The organism is Shewanella sp. DW31 (assembly GCF_015767295.1).
Lineage (GTDB): Bacteria > Pseudomonadota > Gammaproteobacteria > Enterobacterales > Shewanellaceae > Shewanella > Shewanella oncorhynchi.
Genome location: NZ_JADWMP020000018.1, coordinates 34966 through 52297 on the forward strand (window position 1 = coordinate 34966; position 17332 = coordinate 52297).

The 17332-nt window shown below is 47.3% G+C and carries 13 protein-coding genes; 7 read left to right on the forward strand and 6 right to left on the reverse strand.

From position 1 onward, the window contains the following. Position 1 precedes the first annotated feature (1 nt). The 5 genes from gspG to gspC all read right to left on the reverse strand — a co-directional run bounded on the left by gspG (position 2) and on the right by gspC (position 6355). The gene (gspG, locus tag GWI56_RS15080) at positions 2–436 is read right to left on the reverse strand and encodes a type II secretion system major pseudopilin GspG (RefSeq protein WP_105250996.1); all 435 of its coding nucleotides are present in this window, start codon (positions 434–436) and stop codon (positions 2–4) included. Positions 437–498: 62 nt separating this feature from the next. Next, positions 499–1722, reverse strand: coding sequence for a type II secretion system inner membrane protein GspF (gene gspF / locus GWI56_RS15085; RefSeq protein ID WP_198573351.1), 1224 nt, complete (start codon positions 1720–1722; stop codon positions 499–501). A gap of 3 nt (positions 1723–1725) precedes the next feature. Then, complete coding sequence (gspE, locus tag GWI56_RS15090) at positions 1726–3291, reverse strand: type II secretion system ATPase GspE (protein ID WP_105250994.1); 1566 nt, start codon at positions 3289–3291, stop codon at positions 1726–1728. Beyond that, entirely contained in the window at positions 3284–5401 is a 2118-nt protein-coding gene (gspD, locus tag GWI56_RS15095; protein WP_198573352.1) for a type II secretion system secretin GspD, read from the reverse strand. Before gspD ends, gspE begins: the two co-directional genes overlap by 8 nt. 24 nt (positions 5402–5425) lie before the next feature. Then, the gene (gspC, locus tag GWI56_RS15100) at positions 5426–6355 is read right to left on the reverse strand and encodes a type II secretion system protein GspC (protein ID WP_198573353.1); all 930 of its coding nucleotides are present in this window, start codon (positions 6353–6355) and stop codon (positions 5426–5428) included. Between the two features lie 253 nt (positions 6356–6608). Between gspC and hslR the strand changes: the two genes are divergently transcribed. The 4 genes from hslR (at position 6609) to GWI56_RS15120 (ending at position 11439) form a co-directional block, all read left to right on the forward strand. Further along, entirely contained in the window at positions 6609–7007 is a 399-nt protein-coding gene (gene hslR, locus GWI56_RS15105; protein ID WP_105250991.1) for a ribosome-associated heat shock protein Hsp15, read from the forward strand. Positions 7008–7021: 14 nt separating this feature from the next. Next, on the forward strand, positions 7022–7882 hold the full coding sequence (gene hslO / locus GWI56_RS15110) for an Hsp33 family molecular chaperone HslO (RefSeq protein ID WP_105250990.1): 861 nt from the start codon (positions 7022–7024) through the stop codon (positions 7880–7882). A gap of 198 nt (positions 7883–8080) precedes the next feature. Further along, entirely contained in the window at positions 8081–9622 is a 1542-nt protein-coding gene (locus GWI56_RS15115; RefSeq protein WP_173242580.1) for a phosphoenolpyruvate carboxykinase, read from the forward strand. Between the two features lie 257 nt (positions 9623–9879). After that, the gene (locus GWI56_RS15120) at positions 9880–11439 is read left to right on the forward strand and encodes an AbgT family transporter (RefSeq protein WP_198573354.1); all 1560 of its coding nucleotides are present in this window, start codon (positions 9880–9882) and stop codon (positions 11437–11439) included. Between the two features lie 196 nt (positions 11440–11635). On the opposite strand, the gene GWI56_RS15125 is transcribed toward GWI56_RS15120, so the two are convergent. Further along, entirely contained in the window at positions 11636–11992 is a 357-nt protein-coding gene (locus GWI56_RS15125; RefSeq protein WP_198573355.1) for a hypothetical protein, read from the reverse strand. 499 nt (positions 11993–12491) lie between these two features. Between GWI56_RS15125 and GWI56_RS15130 the strand changes: the two genes are divergently transcribed. From GWI56_RS15130 to GWI56_RS15140, 3 genes are all read left to right on the forward strand, one after another. After that, positions 12492–13742, forward strand: a complete 1251-nt coding sequence (locus GWI56_RS15130; protein ID WP_198573356.1) for a dicarboxylate/amino acid:cation symporter — start codon at positions 12492–12494, stop codon at positions 13740–13742. 274 nt (positions 13743–14016) lie between these two features. Then, a complete protein-coding gene (locus tag GWI56_RS15135) occupies positions 14017–15153 on the forward strand; it encodes an FUSC family protein (RefSeq protein ID WP_198573357.1) in 1137 nt (378 codons plus the stop codon). A 133-nt stretch (positions 15154–15286) separates the two neighbouring features. After that, positions 15287–17323: a M14 family metallopeptidase gene (locus GWI56_RS15140; protein ID WP_198573358.1), complete on the forward strand. Its 2037-nt coding sequence runs from the start codon at positions 15287–15289 to the stop codon at positions 17321–17323. The last annotated feature ends 9 nt before the right edge of the window (positions 17324–17332 follow it).

Genomic DNA, 17332 nt, shown 5'->3' on the forward strand with positions numbered 1-17332 from the left:
CTTATTGGAAATTCTGTAAATTCCAGTTACCGATGTCATCTTCGGTACCTGGTTGACCATCGGGGCCTGCACTGAAAATATCTAACTTGCCGTTTTCGCCAGGGCTTAACAACAGGTAGTTATTGCGCCATGGATCTTCTGGCAAACGTTTTACATAACCATCTTCACGGTAGTTACGTGGCTCAGGCGAAATCGTAGGCTTTTGCACTAATGCTTCTAAGCCTTGTTCGGTCGATGGATAGACACCGTTATCTAACTTATACATATCTAAGGCATTTTCGAGTGCAACTATGTCAGACACGGCTTTTTGTTGGTCAGCCTTATCTTTGTTACCCATCAAGTTAGGCACAACCATAGAGGCTAAAATCCCTAAAATCACGATAACAACCATCACTTCGAGTAAGGTAAAACCTTGATGTTTCTTGTTCATTTGCATCGACTACTTCTCCTAAAAAATCCTATGCCAATCGACTTGGTCATAATCCATAAATTCAAAAATTAACCGCTAATCAAGTTATTCAAGGCTAAAATTGGCTGCAAAATTGCCATCACGATAAAGAGCACAACACACGCCATACTGACCACCAGCATAGGCTCGAATACACCCAATGCTATGTTGACGTTACCTTCGAATTCCCTGTCTTGGTTATCGGCGGCCCGCTCTAACATCTGCTCAAGTTGACCACTCTTCTCGCCCGACGCAATCATGTATAACATCATAGCCGGAAACAACTTAGTATTAGTCAACGCTGCACCTAAGCTAGTTCCTTCCCGCACGCGTGCAGTCGCATCGTCAACTGCGGCCCGCACTCGCATATTCTGCAACACTTCACTGGCGATACGCATCCCATCGAGCAAAGGTACTGAACTGGCGGATAAAATACTTAACGTCCGCGCAAAACGCGCCGTATTTAATCCCTTACTCACGCGGCCAACAACCGGCATGCTCAATAAAAAATTATCGTACTTCATCCTAAACGCAGGTGACTTTAACATGCGCCTAAAGAGTGCGAACAGCAGCACGAAGGCGATGACCACAAACACACCATAGTTTTGCACAAAGTCAGAGGCCGAGATCAAAAATCGGGTCGAGGCGGGAAGCTCAGCGCCCATGTGCTCAAACTGTCCGACCACTTTAGGCACAACCGCTGCTAGCAGGATTGAAATCACCCCTATCGCTACTGTGGTCAAAACCGCGGGATAAATCATGGCTTGGGTCAGCTTAGATTTAAGCTGTTGGCGTCGCTCGGTATAATCCGCCAGACGATTAAGCACCACTTCTAAGTGACCGGATTTTTCACCCGAGGCCACCATGGCACGGTATAAATCATCGAAAATATGCGGAAATTCAGCCAAGGAATCGGCCAGACTATAACCTTCCACCACCCGAGAACGTACCGCCATAATCATGCTCGCGAGACGATCTTTCTCGCACTGCTGACCAACGGCTTTAAGGGATTCTTCAATCGGTAAACCCGCGGCCACTAAGGTCGCAATTTGGCGGGTGATCAAAGCTAATTCAGCAACTGAAATGCCACGTTTGAAAAACGAAAAACTGCTGCTCTTAGCTTTGGCTTCTTTTTCAGTAACAGGCAGTATTTCCAAGGGCATCATGCGCTGATCGCGCAGTTGGCTGCGGGCGTGTCTGGCGGTATCCGCCTCAATCACGCCCTTAAGCTGCTTTCCCTTGGCATCCAGTGCCTTATATTCAAATGCTGGCATAAATTACTCCTCGCGAGTCACACGTAGCACTTCTTCGAGAGTGGTGATGCCCGCGAGCACTTTGCTCATGCCATCGTGACGAATGCTCGGTACAAACTGACGAATATACTTTTCGATGGCTAACTCTCCGCGGCCGCCATGGATCAATTCACGCACATTATCGTCAACCAGTAATAGCTCATGAATACCGGTTCGACCACGGTAGCCATTGTTACCACAGGATTTACAGCCATTGGCACGGAAAATACGTCTGTCGTCATCGGCAGCTATGCCCAGCAACTCACGCTCACGCGCATCGGGCACATGCTCGATTTTACATTTAGGACAAAGGGTTCGGATCAAACGTTGAGCCAACACGCCGAGCAAACTTGAAGACACGAGGAATGGCTCAACGCCCATGTCTTGCAAACGTGTAATCGCGCCAGAGGCTGTGTTGGTATGTAGGGTTGAAATCACCATGTGGCCAGTGAGTGACGCTTGCACCGCAATTTGCGCGGTTTCGAGGTCGCGGATCTCGCCTATCATCACGACATCGGGGTCTTGACGCAAAATAGCGCGCAGACCACGAGCGAAGGTCATATCGGCCTTAGTGTTTACTTGGGTCTGACCAATACCGTCTAACTCGTATTCGATAGGGTCTTCTACTGTGAGTATGTTGGTGTCTTTGGAGTTGATCTCCGTCAGACCCGCATACAAAGTGGTACTTTTACCCGAGCCCGTAGGGCCAGTCACCAAAATGATCCCGTGAGGACGACGAATAAGATCTTCAAACTTAACGCGAATACTGTCTGTCATCCCCAATTGTTCTAAATCGAGGTTGCCAGTATTTTTATCCAGCAGACGCAGTACAACACGTTCACCGTGGCTCGATGGCATGGTCGATACCCGCACATCTACCGCACGACCTGCGATACGCAGCGAAATACGGCCATCCTGTGGCACACGTTTTTCGGCGATATCGAGGCGAGCCATAACCTTAATCCGCGACACTAACAGCGACGACAGTTTACGGTTTGGCTTGAGGACTTCCTTAAGTACACCATCGATACGGAAACGCACCACAAGCTGTTTCTCGTAGGTTTCGATATGGATATCCGACGCTTCTTCTTTAATCGCTTCAGATAACAAGGCATTAATCAGTTTGATGATAGGCGCATCATCATCACCTTCGAGCAAGTCTTCGGTCTGCGGCAGCTCTTCGGCAAGGGTGAATAAATCCATCTCGTTGCCTATGTCTTCCATCAACTGCTGCGCTTCAGACGAGTTCGCCTGATATGCTTGAGTGAGTTTGGCCTCAAACTTCGCCACTTCGAGCTTAACCAAAGGCAAATCAACACCCGAATAACGCCGCGCTTCGAGCATAGCCGTTAACGGTGTTTTACTCGTATAAAACAAGCTTAACTCGCCCGTTTCACCCAGCGCGAGCACCACATCGTGGCGGTGTGCGAAGGCAAAAGGCAAACGCTCTTTACTGCTCGAACGAAATACCTCATCACCTTCAGCTTCAAGGCCTAGCTCATTGGAGACTTGGCTGAGGTCATCGACTTGGGATAGTTGAATTTCACTCATTGGTTTTATCTTTGTTTTTGTTTTCATCGAGCGTTTTGAGCGTTGGATCCGTTTTACGCATCTGGGTATCTAAGCCTTTACCTTCTTTATAACGCTCTAAAATCTCGTTAACTTCAGGTGGTAAATACTCAGACTGATTCCATTCATCTAGTACAGGCACTTTAGTATCAGGCATTAAGTTAACGCCACGCTCTTGCTGTTCAAGCTGTAATGCTCTGAAATAATTATATTTACGTCCAGCAATCCCTTCCATCGTGATGCCATCACGTATGATTGTTGGCTTGATGAAGATCATGAGGTTTTTCTTCGTTTTTTTGCTCGAAGAAGATTTAAACAAATGTCCTAGAATAGGGATATCACCCAAGAAAGGTACTTTTTGTATACTTTCTTGTACTTCTTCGTTGATCAAACCACCGAGTACCACAATTTGACCAGAATCCGCCATAACGGTAGTGGTTAAGCGACGAGTCGCGAAGGAAATATCCACGCCTGTGTTACCGTTAACCCCAGAAACTTCCTGTTCAATCGTCAGCTTAACTGAGCTGCCTTCGTTGATCTGTGGCACCACTTTCAGTTTAACCCCAACCTCTTTACGCTCAACGGTTTGGAATGGGTTGCTGTTGCTCGAGCTGGCGGTAGAACCTGTCAGAATAGGCACTTCGTCACCCACAATAAACGAGGCCTCTTGGTTATCTAAGGTCGTAATAGAAGGCGTTGCCAGTACGTTTGAGTTAGTGTCACTCGACACTGCTTGAATTAAGGCACCAAAGTCGCCCATCGCCACGCCCCAAGCCATACCGTTCACTTTGCCTAAGGCTTGGGCAAGTAAAGTAACATCGCCTTTAGTATCTGGGTTTTTCTTACAGTTATCTAAAGATCCGCCTGGACAGACAAATTCACCTTCTTTATCCTGAGCCGCCCATACACCCGCGCCAATCTCACCTATGGTTGGGCCTAAGTTATTAAACTGAGTGCCGCCGCCCGCTTTAGCAGCCCATTGCACCCCGAAGCCAACGTTATCGCCCTCAGCCACTTCCACGATAATCGCTTCAACTAACACTTGAGCACGGCGGATGTCGAGTTGATTGATCACGCTCTCGATAGTACGCATCTGATCGGGTTCAGCACTGATCACTAAGGCGTTGGTTTCAGTATGCGCCATGATATTAATTTCATTACGGCGTTTACCACCACCCGCAGCCTGAGCGCTCGGATCTTTCTCGCCTTCCAACTTTTGGGCAAAACCGGTCAGCACTTCAACTAAATCTTCAGCTTTGGCATAACGTAGATAACGGACTTTTGTGTTACCTGTGCTGGCTTGTTCGGCATCGAGACGATGGATAAGCTCGACCACACGTTGGCGGCTCTTCTCATCACCGCTCACGACCACGGCATTGATACGTTCGTCAGCAACCACTTTTGGCGCTTGGCCTGGCAATTGAGATTGGTTAGCGGTAGCACGATAAAGTGTATCGATAATTCGCACCATTTCACCCGCAGAAGCAAATTCTAACGGCACCACTTGCACCGAGGTATCGCCTTGCTTATCCACTCGACGGATAATTTCAACTAACTTGTTCACGACAGCGGCACGGCCAGACAACATCAAGACATTGGAGGGGTCGTAGTTCACTACGTTGCCACCACCCGCATTATCATTAAGTTGGCGCAATAACGGCGCTAATTGCTTAGCCTCAGTGTTATACAAGGCCACGATACGCGTCACCATTTCATCACCAAGGCCAGGGTCGTTATCGTTAGCGACTCGAATTGCAGCGGTTTTGGCATCTTTGTCTTTAATGACTTTAATAACGTTATTTTCCATCTCGACGATGGCATAACCGTAAACTTGTAAGACGTTGAGGAAAAACTGGTAATACTGTTCATCGTTCAACAGATCATAACTGCGAACGTTGATTTTGCCGCGAATTGTCGGGTCAACTATGATGGTCTTATTCAGGTTTTTACCAACGATATTGATAAATTCTTGAATATCCGTGCCTTTAAAGTTGGCCGCATACTGTTCAGACCAAGCGAATTGGGAGGAGAACATGGCTGCACCCGCAACAACCCCAGCAATCAGCTTGCGTCGAATCCTTTTGTTATTCATTCTTTTTCTTTCCTCTAACGCGTGTTATTGCGGCAAACTAAACATGATTTCAACCAATTGTCCTTCCCGCTCAACCATAATAGAAACTTCGGTTAACTCGGGTAATTGGCTCATCATTTCTAACGCTTGACTCATTACGGTCAAGTCGTATCCATTAATCGATTTGGCTAAATCGTTAGCTTTAAAACCCGCCTGCTTAAACAAATTGGCGTCTTTCCCTGGATTCAAGCGATATCCCGCCACAGCGTCACCCTGTCTGACAGGTGAAATGGCAATATAATCGGTGATCTTACTGGGGTCGGCTAACAATTCGGTGCGGGATTCGGCGAGTTCTTGGGAGATTTCGGCATTTTTACGTTGATCGACACGGCTCACTGCCGAGCCAGTCTTATTAGTCTTAGCTTGTTGTAACTGCTGATTGGCTGGGCTTTGGCTAGTGTAAACTAAGCCATCGAGCATTAATGTCTCGTAACGGCCAGCGTTAGTGATGATAATACGGTCGGCATAGACTTCTTTCAGTGATGCCGAAGTACCCTTGATTTTATCGCCTAAGCTGTAGGTCTCTTGGCTACCGTTTGACTCAATGATCGCTAAGCCTTTCTGATCTGCTGTCGATGCAACAACGCCAGTGAGCTGAATAGAGAGCGTGGTCTTAGGCGCGTCGGTTACAGTCTCAACAACCTCAGTTTTTGGCTTTTCAGATTTACCATCTGCCTTACCAAAGAGACCAAGCTGCTGTAAACCCGCAAGATCAACCTGCCCAGCACCTTTACCCGTCAGGTTAACGGGCGTTGGCGACCAAGCACTGGGTGATGAGCTAGTAGGCACTAATTTCCATGTAATTTGCGCGGCTAACAACATGATCACAATAAAACCCAACCAGAAGACTATCCGGCTTAAGGGCTTATGGGGCATGCCAATGGCTTTTGCGATAACTTTATCTAATAAATCCATATTTTATGTGGACCCTCGATACAGGTCTCTGTTCTGATTATAATAATTAGGCGATTACCGTCTCATGCTAACCTAGGCAGCATTTGGCAACAAGCCCATAACAGCATTCAAATTGGCGAAAATAGGCCAATTATGCTAACTTTGCCCGCCATAAAAGGGTGTGAAGCACGCCACCCTTTAACATAATAGAAATGCTCTTGACGCATTTTCTTGCTCGGCATGTGAACTCATCGATCTTTTAGCTGGAGACACTATGACTCAAGGTCAAAGCGATAAAACAGACATTCGACTCGATAAGTGGCTTTGGGCTGCACGTTTTTATAAAACCCGTGCCATCGCCAAAGAAATGATTAACGGCGGCAAAGTACATTACAACGGCCAGCGTGCCAAATCTAGTAGGAATGCCGAGATAGGCGCCGTCCTTAAGATACGCCAAGGATATGACGATAAAGAGATCGTCATAAAAAAATTATCGCAATTACGCCAAAGTGGTTCGATTGCACAAGAATTGTACGAAGAAACCGCGACAAGTCTGGCTAAACGGGCCATTAATGCTGAGCAACGACGCCTCCACATGCTCAATAACCCGATACCCGATCAGAAACCAGATAAAAAGCAACGACGCCAGCTCATGCGCTTTAAAGACCTTTAACAGTGAGATACACGATGAACCAAGATACTTTACACCGCTACTTGTTCGATAATGCCGATGTGCGCGGTGAACTGGTGCAGTTACAAGACAGCTATCAACAAGTGATCAGCGCCCAAGAATACCCAGCCGTACTGCAAGTGCTACTGGGTGAATTAATGGCAGCCACCTCACTATTAACCGCTACATTGAAATTTAGCGGTGATATCAGCGTACAGTTACAAGGCAACGGCCCTGTTTCTTTAGCGGTGATCAACGGTAACAATTTACAAGAGTTACGCGGTGTGGCTCGCTGGAATGCTGAACTCGCTGATGATGCTAGCCTCACAGAACTCTTCGGCCAAGGCTATATGGTCATCACCTTAACACCCGACGAAGGTGAACGCTACCAAGGTGTCGTTGCACTAGACAAGCCAACGCTTGCGGCCTGTGTTGAAGAATACTTCAATCAATCTGAGCAGTTACCTACGGGAATTTGGTTATTTGCCGACGGCAAACAAGCGGCGGGCATGTTCCTACAAATTCTGCCAAGCCAGCAAGATCACAACGCCGACTTCGAACACTTGAGCCAACTGACGTCGACCATCAAGGCCGAAGAGCTATTTACTCTTGATGCAGAAAGCGTGTTACATCGCCTCTATCATCAGGAAGAAGTACGCTTATTTGATCCTATCGATGTGAGCTTTAAATGCACTTGTTCCCATGAACGCAGTGCCGGCGCGATCAAAACCTTAGATCAAGCAGAAATCGAAGCCATACTGGCCGAAGATGGCAAGATAGAAATGGGTTGCGAATATTGCCACGCTAAATACACCTTTGATGCCATAGACGTAGCAACCTTATTTGCTAACGGTCAAACATCAACAACCCAGCAGTAAAACGACTCCCCCTAAAAAATGGGCGCCCTATTTGGCGCCCATTTTTTATTCATACCTATAATCCCCTCACACATTGCACTCGGCTTAGGCTACAATCGCCCTCACTTTGTCACCTAGCACGACTCAGGCGATAAATAAAATTAAATCGGCAGACGATCGATATTAAAATAACCTTACAAATCAAATGGAGACCTCACTATGGCGGATGGATTAAACCGCGTTCACTTTAACCCCTCAACAGCACAACTTGTCGAATTTGCCCTGCTACGCGGCGAAGGTGAATTGACAGCCAATGGCGCATTAGTTGCTAAAACAGGCGCTCGCAGCGGTCGCTCACCTGGCGATCGTTTCATTGTAAGAGAACCCAGTTCAGAAGCTGATATCGAATGGGGCCCAGTCAATCAGGCTTTCGATCCAGGTGCTTTTGAAGGTTTATGGGCACGGGTTGAAGCTTACCTAGCCGATAAAGAACTGTTTGTATCTGATCTCGAAGTCGGTGCTGACACTGAACATTACCAACCAGTACGAGTCACCACGCAATACGCTTGGCACCAACTGTTCGCCCGCAATCTATTTATCATTCCTGAAGAATTTAATCGTAAAGACAAACCAGTGTGGCAGATCATCAATGCCCCTGACTTTGTTTGCGTACCAGAACGTGATGGCACTAACTCAGATGCGACCGTGATTTTAAACTTCGCTGAACGTAAAGTGCTGCTTGCTGGCCTGAAATACGCTGGCGAAATGAAAAAGTCTATGTTCTCAGTGCAGAACTTCCTACTGCCAGCCCAAGGCGTGCTACCTATGCACTGTTCGGCCAACGTAGGTAAAGATGGCGACACTACGCTATTTTTCGGTTTATCTGGCACAGGTAAAACCACACTCTCTGCTGATCCAAAACGCTTCCTGATTGGTGACGATGAACACGGCTGGGCACCCGGCGGTGTATTCAACATCGAAGGCGGTTGCTACGCCAAATGTATCGATTTAAGCCAGAAGAATGAGCCCGTGATTTGGGATGCGATTCGTTTCGGCACTGTGCTTGAAAACGTCGTTATGGACGAACACCGCGTACCTAACTACAAAGACAGTAGCCTAACGGAAAATACCCGCGCAGCGTATCCGCTGGAGCACATCGCCCAACGTAAAGAAGACAACTGCGGCGCTGAGCCACATGCGGTTGTATTCTTAACCTGCGACGTATCTGGCGTATTACCACCGGTTTCTATCCTGACCAAAGAACAAGCGGCATACCACTTCTTATCTGGCTATACCGCCAAAGTGGGTTCGACTGAAATCGGCTCAACCTCGGCGATTCAATCCACCTTCTCAACGTGCTTCGGCGCACCTTTCTTCCCACGCCCTGCTGGCGTGTACGCAGAACTGTTGATGAAGCGCATTGAGTCCTTCGGCAGCCAAGTGTACTTAGTCAACACTGGTTGGACTGGTGGCCCACACGGTGTAGGTAAACGTTTTGACATCCCAACCACCCGCGCCATCGTCGATGCGATTGTCAGCGGTGAGTTGAAAGATGTGGAAACCGTCCACTTAGACACCTTGAACCTCGCCGTTCCTGTGGCAGTAAGTGGTGTAGATAGCAATTTACTCAACCCAATCAACACTTGGGGCGATAAAGCGCTATACGCCGAATACGCCCAGAAGCTGGCCGAAGCTTTCACTAAAAACTTCGCTAAGTATCAAGTGTCAGACGCTATCCGTAACGCTGGCCCAAAGGCATAAGCGCGTAGCGGCTCTGTTCGGTACGATTATTTAGTCAAAATATCGTTTCATAAAAAAGCGCGGGTTCAGTCATGAACCCGCGCTTTTTATTTGTGGCTAAATTGATTTAGTGACGATGAGATCGGCCCGCACTAAAGTCACTACGATAGATTTTTATGTGTTTTATTTCTTATCGATTAGTTAAACCAAGCTTAAATTAATGCTGCGTTTTTATAATCACCGATAACAATCATCATTTTTTAGGAAGCGGCACCCAAATGGAAAATCATAAACCTGTCACTGGATTCCAGCGATTTCTCAATGGCGTCGAAGTCGTCGGCAATAAACTGCCCGACCCAGCAGTATTATTTGCGATGTTTCTGGGCTTAGTCTGGCTGATCTCTTGGGGATTATCGGGTGTCAGTTTTGATGAAATCGACCCTCGTACTGGCAACCCGATTCGAGTCGTGAATATGCTCGAAGGCGGCGCACTGACTGCATTTACCTCGAACATAGTCTCCACCTTTGTGACTTTCCCGCCGCTAGGTGTCGTGCTGGTTGCTATGCTGGGGCTTGGCGTTGCTGAGCATACTGGCTTTATTAATGCTGGCCTGCGCTCGATTTTATCTGTTACCCCCAAGATGTTACTCACCCCGGTATTGATAGCCGTGGGTATCCTGAGCCATGTCGCGGTTGATGCGGGTTATGTACTCGTTATCCCACTCGGCGCGGTGATCTTCTATGCCGCGGGTCGTCATCCCTTAGCCGGTATTGCCGCCGCTTTCGCTGGCGTATCCGGCGGTTTTTCTGCAACCGTTGGCGTGCCATCGAGTCTTGATCCTATGTTAGCGGGCTTAACTCAGGCAGCGGCAAGATTATCAGCCGATCCCGCGGCCGCCACATTAACGATTAACCCACTGAATAACATCTTTTTTACTTCGGCTTCTGCCATTTTAATTATCTTAGTTGGCTGGTTCTTAACGGATAAAGTTATCGAGCCGCGCCTAAAAAACACTGCGGTGAATGGCGATCCCTGCACGCTCCCAACCCTAGATGAACTGCAACCCCATGAGCGCCGCGGACTCAAATTCGCCATGGCCGCCATGTTGTTGTGTGCATTAGGATTAGTATTAACCGCCTATGGTGAACATTCTGCTTGGCGTGCTACTGACGGCGCCTTAACCAGTGCTTCAGCGCCATTAATGCGCTCTATTGTGGCGATTATTTTTGTGTTCTTCCTCGTGCCCGGCATAGTCTATGGTTACGTCGCTGGCACGGCAAACAACCACAGAGCCATTATTCAAGGCATGAGCAAATCCATGAGTGGCATGGGTTATTACATCGTCATGGCCTTCTTCTGCGCCCAGTTTATTTATGCCTTTGGTCAATCTAATTTAGGCGCATTAATGGCCATTAAAGGCGCGTTGGCGTTAAAGGAATTAGCCCTTCCTATGGGCGTGACTTTGGTGGGAATTGTGTTTCTCACCGCGTTCGTCAATCTATTAGTGGGTTCCGCTTCAGCCAAATGGGCATTGATTGGTGCCATTATGGTGCCCATGTTAATGGAACTAGGTGTATCACCGGATTTGACTCAAGCCGCTTACCGAGTGGGCGACTCATCCACTAATATCATCACCCCACTGATGCCTTACTTTCCGTTAATTGTGGTGTTTTGCCAAAAATACGTTAAGGAATCAGGCATAGGCACCTTAGTGGCACTGATGTTACCGTTTTCAATCAGTTTTCTTTTACTTTGGAGCGGTTTCTTATTGGCTTACTGGGGCTTTGGCTTGCCTCTAGGGATTGGCAGCTCGCTCTCCTTCCCCGCAATGCCTTAGGGCGTTCAAGAGGTATTCAGAGTGCTTGCGAAATTGAATTCATAATAAACAGGCGCTCAATACCTCAATAACCACTAAATGGTGCACAACTTATTACCTCGCCTTAAACACAAATGCCGACGTTAACCGTCGGTATTTTACCGCTAACAACACGTAATTTTATTTTACATAGAAACAACAAAATAAAAATAAACACTTAAATATCTATAAACGCATCTCGCTCATAGTAAAAGATAATAGCTTCAAGTAGTTCCTGTTCACTGGGCTGAGCTTTTTGCTGCATCAGGTTATCGATCACATCCTCAATCTGATCCGTGTTTAGCAGATAACCATAGTCACTCAGGCCTAAGCTATCCTCAAAGGCATCGATTTCGTCATCCGATAGGTCTCTCATATCATTCACTATCGGGAATAATGGAGTGATCAGTTGCAGGGATTCACCTTCATCAAGATCTTGATAAACCAGCCAATAACTTAATCCAGGTTGTTCGACGCACTTTCTTATCCAGCACTGTAACGATTCGGGCGGGCCGAAAAATGAGGTGATGTTCATAATGTCCTCGAAATGGAGTTGTCATAGGGAAAACTGAGTGAGTCACAGAGTTGAATGGTCATGGAGGTTTTTTAGCTATTAACCACTCTCATGATTCATACAAGTAAAAGATGGGTGACCAACGACTCAAGCCGCCCCAAGAATACGAGAGGATATCTGCGCCCATCAAAGTAAAAATCACAATTCATCAATTTGGCAGTTAAAATCCCATAATTAAATAAGCTTTATTCATTTTTAAGCGCATAAATTTAAGCATTCCTCATTTAACGTTAACGTGATTTAGACTTTGGTTATTTTGAAACCAAGGTTGGTGATGTTTCACAATCCCCTGCTATGCAATTGTGATACTTTAGCCGGACAAAAATGTCGGGCACTTGCCTTTAACATAGAGTGAACCTTTAGCCTAGAGTAAGCCTTAATCACTAAAGCTTGAGTCGTCTAGGTTCAAATCGTCTGTGCATGACACAAAATGCTGCGGCAACTGGGGAGTTTCGCAAGAATGAAGAGCAAGAGTTTATTAGGTAACATTGGTGTGCAAGTGGTTATTGCCATGATTATCGGCGCACTGGTGGGTTTTATCATGGGTGAGAGTGCAAGTGTGTTTGCACCACTCGGAACCATTTTCATCCATTTAATCAAAATGCTAGTGATCCCACTGGTATTGGTTTCTATCATCAGCGGTGCGGCGAGCTTAGGCGATAGCCCATCGGCGGGTAAGATTGGCATTGGCACTTTCGGCTTTTTTATTGTCACGTCGGGCTTTGCCGTTGTGCTTGCACTCTTGATGGGTAATCTGTTCCAACCGGGTGCAGGTGTTGATTTTACCGCCCACAGCAGCACAGACTTGATGGAAGTAACCAAGGAACATGGCGCATTGCCTGGGGTAATGGATACCTTTATCGGCATGATCCCAACCAATGTGTTCGAGTCGCTGAACGGCGGTAACATATTACAAATCTTAGTCTTTAGTATCTTCTTCGGCATCGCACTGACTAAAGTTAAAGGCGATGGCGCTAAACCTATTTTGGCCGCACTTAACACAGTCGTCGATGCCTTTGTGTGGATGATCAACTGCGTGATGATCATTGCCCCTATCGGTGTATTTGGTTTGATGGCCGATTCTGTCGGCACCTTCGGTTTTGATGCACTAGAAGTCGTGTTTAAGTTATTCGCCGTATTTGTGGCTGCGATTCTGATCTACGGCTTTATCTTCTTCCCATTAGTGGTACAACTCTTCTCAAGAGTGTCGGCGCGCCAGTTTATTTCGGCAATGAAGAAGCCGCAGGTGATGGCCTTATCGACCGCCTCTTCAATGGCGACTCTGCCAGTGAATATGGAAACCTGCGAGGAAGATCTTAAAGTCTCTAAGGCAACCACGGCTTTTGTACTGCCGTTAGGCGCCACCATTAATATGAGCGGCAACGCGATTTATTATGGTTTAGTGGCCATGTTCTTTGCCCAAATGTATAACGTTGATCTATCGATGACAGCCTATGCGGCCATCATTTTCACCTCAACCTTAGGCGCAATTGGTCAAGCAGGTGTGCCGGGCCCATCCTTCTTAGTGGTGGCAGTGCTGTTAGCTGCGGGAATTCCTATCGATGGTTTACCTTTGCTGTTTGCGTTAGACAGGGTTTTTGACATGATCCGTACCGCACTCAATATCACTGGCGATGCGGCTTGTGCCTTGATCATGGATAAATACACAGAAGTTGAAGTTAAAGCGGATAGTGAGCGCAACTTAAGCTAACTAAAACACTTTGAATATAGGCTTGAATAGGCAACGCTTATTCAAGCCTTTTTTATATCTGCAGCACGGTATAATGGCCTGCCTCTATACGCATCAGTTAAGCCTATTTAATCTGAGTGTTAATGTGATCTCTCCCGCGCCATCCACTAAGCTCAATTTGCTAGATTTCGCAATTTACATTTCTTTATGGCGCTATGGCCGCAAGTGACACGGTTTTTCTGCGATACTGCCACCAGATTAACATCGCTAAGTTAGCTCAAAGGAATTTTGCCCTATGTCTGTATTTGCCCCAGCCACACCCTTTGCCGACTTTATCTATCGCCATTTCCGCTCAATTCACGCCCTAAAGCTCGGGCTAGCCTTACTCGTTGCTGTCACTATTAATGCCATTTGGGCGCCACCGCATTTTATTTGGAGCATGGTCACGATAGTGATCATTATGATGAGCTTGCCTCAGGTAGGCGGCGCGATTGAAAAGTCGCTACAAAGGGCGATAGGCACTTGTTTAGGCTCAGCTTATGGGGTGATGTTAGTTGCCACTGTGGACAGTTATTGGCTAATCATGAGCCTGCTGATCTTAGCCGTTAGCTTGATTTGTTTTATCTCGGCCGGACGTTACAGCTATGCCTATTTAGTGGCTGGATTTACCATCATAATCGTGGTCGGCGACGCCAACCATGACACCTCTGAGGCACTATGGCGCACGGCCAACATCCTCTCCGGCTGCGTGATTGCTATTTTGGTCTCACTGTTCATTTTTCCGATTAAAGCTAAACAAGATTGGCGCTCCCAACTCACCCATGCCATCGACAATATGGCCGAAGTATTAGCCGAGCATCTTAAAGCGCCCGCCAATCATGAGCTCGATTTTCGCGCTAGACTGGAGGCTGCGATGAAGGCCGTACTCACTCAAAAGAAACTGTTTTTCTCCTTGGAATGGGAAAGTCAAACCCTCAAAAAACACAAAGTGCTACTGTCACAGTTAGCCAATAAACAAGTGCGCTTAATCACCTTACTCGAACTCTTACCCTTAACCCGCTGGCAGGAAGAAGACAAAGACGCCTATCTGCAGATTAATGCGGTTGCCTCTGAGCTTGCCTTCTATTTGCAACAACTTGCAGAATTTGTAGCGGGTAAAGCTCAACAATTGCCGACACTGCCAGAATGCTTAGAGCAAGAATTACAACACAGACTCCAACTTGCCCTAGTCGCAGCCACTCAAGCATCAACCGCTGATCCAGTGACTGCCGTAAACGACCAAGTGCCGCAGGGATTTGCGCTCACGGGTTATAGCTGGCTGATTTATCAGCTCGCGATTGCCGTCGAAGCACTTTATAAAGACATTGCCATTATCGACATTGCCTATCACAAGCGGCCAGCTTCTCAGATAAAGCCCAACAAAACGGCTTAGTCGATTTTACCATTCCGCTTAGTGCTTAAATCCATGTCAGAAATGCCGGATACCCCTTAGCCGCCCTTGCGTTAACGGGGCGTTTAATGAAAAGATACCGTCCTAATAAAAATTCGATAGATGGACTCTTTTCATGCGCTTGTTTTCTTTCTCCGTTATCGCTATTGCCTGTCTCTCTACGGGCAATCTGTACCCTGGGAATGCTTTTGCCAATGATGCGAAAACCACAACCCAAACAACTCCGGCAGCCACTATGGCGCAAGCCTCTACCACAGAAACATTGGCAGTTGGCTCCCCAGTAATCACAACGTCACAGGATGCAAGTCCAGCAGCGAATAGCCAAGCGACTGAAACTGCGACTAATGTACTGGCCGATACCACAGTTGCAGCGCCAGAAGCACAACCAGCGCCCATTCCTGAACGAGCCAACACCTTTGTCAACGATGCGATTTTACCGCCCAGCATCACTTGGCATGGCGCCAGCGAATCGCTCATGTTAAGTGTTGATAGCGAGTGGGCGACTCCCTTTGAGCAAAGTGGCGGTATTGAAAGTCCAAGCTACGATGCCACTATCGCTTGGCTCGACAAACTCGCGGGCGAGACAGATAAATTACAAAAGGTTAGCTTAGGTAAGAGCCCACAAGGGCGCGATATTTGGATGTATATCGCCAGCAGTGAAGGCATTAATGAATCGGCACGCCTCAAACAAAACACTAAGCCGACAGTGCTAGTGCAGGCGGGGATTCATGCGGGAGAAATCGACGGTAAGGATGCCGGCATGATGCTGCTACGTGACATTATCCAAGGCGATAAAAGTGCCCTGCTCGATAAAGCTAACCTCTTGTTTGTGCCTATTTTTAGTGTTGATGCCCATGAGCGCAGCGGCGAATTTAATCGTGTAAATCAACGTGGCCCTGTGAATATGGGCTGGCGCACTACGGCTAATAATCTCAACCTTAACCGCGATTATGCTAAGGCCGACAGCTTAGAAATGCAGCACATGCTGCGCGCAATCAACGTATGGCAACCGGATCTGTATATCGATGTCCATGTTACTGACGGCATCGACTATCAATACGATGTTACCTTTGGTTATAACCTTGCCCAAGGCTTAAGCCCTGCGAGCTACCGCTGGCTCGAAAACAGCTACAGACCTGCGGTTGAAGCCGCATTAACGGAACAAGGCCATATTCCCGGCGCACTGATTTTTGCCGTGGATAACGCCGATATTAACAAAGGCATGTCGCTGTGGAATCCAAGCCCGCGCTTCTCTAACGGTTATGGCGATGCTCGCCATTTGCCCACCATTCTGGTTGAAAACCATAGCCTAAAGCCCTTTAAACAAAGGGTGCTCGGCACTTATGTGATGTTAGCGCAAACCCTCAAAACCGTGGGTGAACAGGCGACGAAACTTAAGAGTGCGATTCAAGAAGATAAATACCGCGCCTCACCGCTAATCACCCTTACTTGGAAATTAGCACCATTAGAAAAAGGCTGGGATTTTAAAGGCATAGATTATCAACTTGAAAAGAGCCCCATCAGTGGCGCTGAAGTTGTGCGCTGGACAGGTGAACCTAAGCTTTACCCTAACTTGCCTGTGATGGCTGAAACAGTGTCCGACATTAAGGTCACTCGTCCGAGTGCTTACTATATTCCAGCGCAATGGACTCAAGTGATTGATCGTCTTAACGTGCATGGCATTCGCATGACCACGCTCAAAAAGCCAACCGAGTTGAAATTGCAGCAATATACCCTCAGCAATCCCGTGTTTAACACTAAGGATTTTGAGGGCCGCCAAACGGTCAAAGCTGAGTCAGAGTTAACCAAAGTCAGCACCACACTGCCCGCTGGCACCATTAAAATCAGTACAGATCAACCGCTAGGCGATCTGGCGATTTTACTGCTTGAGCCGCAATCACCAGATTCTTTACTGCAATGGGGTTTCTTCAATCCTATCTTCACTCGCACTGAATACATTGAAGATTATGCGGTAGAGCCACTGGCGGCCAAGATGCTAAAAGATGATCCTAAGCTACAAGCTGAGTTCGACAAAGCACTGACCAATGCCGAGTTTGCCGCCGATCCTGAGGCACGCCTACGCTGGTTCTATGAACGCAGCCCTTACTACGATAACCAATACCTTAAGTATCCGGTTTACCGTAGTCGCTGATCATCGCGA

What these genes read in the sequence shown, in the direction of transcription:
- gspG (WP_105250996.1), bottom strand. Translation starts at nt 436, where the DNA reads ATGCAAATGAACAAGAAACATCAAGGTTTTACCTTACTCGAAGTGATG.
- gspF (WP_198573351.1), bottom strand. Translation starts at nt 1,722, where the DNA reads ATGCCAGCATTTGAATATAAGGCACTGGATGCCAAGGGAAAGCAGCTT.
- gspE (WP_105250994.1), bottom strand. Translation starts at nt 3,291, where the DNA reads ATGAGTGAAATTCAACTATCCCAAGTCGATGACCTCAGCCAAGTCTCC.
- gspD (WP_198573352.1), bottom strand. Translation starts at nt 5,401, where the DNA reads ATGAATAACAAAAGGATTCGACGCAAGCTGATTGCTGGGGTTGTTGCG.
- gspC (WP_198573353.1), bottom strand. Translation starts at nt 6,355, where the DNA reads ATGGATTTATTAGATAAAGTTATCGCAAAAGCCATTGGCATGCCCCAT.
- hslR (WP_105250991.1), top strand. Translation starts at nt 6,609, where the DNA reads ATGACTCAAGGTCAAAGCGATAAAACAGACATTCGACTCGATAAGTGG.
- hslO (WP_105250990.1), top strand. Translation starts at nt 7,022, where the DNA reads ATGAACCAAGATACTTTACACCGCTACTTGTTCGATAATGCCGATGTG.
- GWI56_RS15115 (WP_173242580.1), top strand. Translation starts at nt 8,081, where the DNA reads ATGGCGGATGGATTAAACCGCGTTCACTTTAACCCCTCAACAGCACAA.
- GWI56_RS15120 (WP_198573354.1), top strand. Translation starts at nt 9,880, where the DNA reads ATGGAAAATCATAAACCTGTCACTGGATTCCAGCGATTTCTCAATGGC.
- GWI56_RS15125 (WP_198573355.1), bottom strand. Translation starts at nt 11,992, where the DNA reads ATGAACATCACCTCATTTTTCGGCCCGCCCGAATCGTTACAGTGCTGG.
- GWI56_RS15130 (WP_198573356.1), top strand. Translation starts at nt 12,492, where the DNA reads ATGAAGAGCAAGAGTTTATTAGGTAACATTGGTGTGCAAGTGGTTATT.
- GWI56_RS15135 (WP_198573357.1), top strand. Translation starts at nt 14,017, where the DNA reads ATGTCTGTATTTGCCCCAGCCACACCCTTTGCCGACTTTATCTATCGC.
- GWI56_RS15140 (WP_198573358.1), top strand. Translation starts at nt 15,287, where the DNA reads ATGCGCTTGTTTTCTTTCTCCGTTATCGCTATTGCCTGTCTCTCTACG.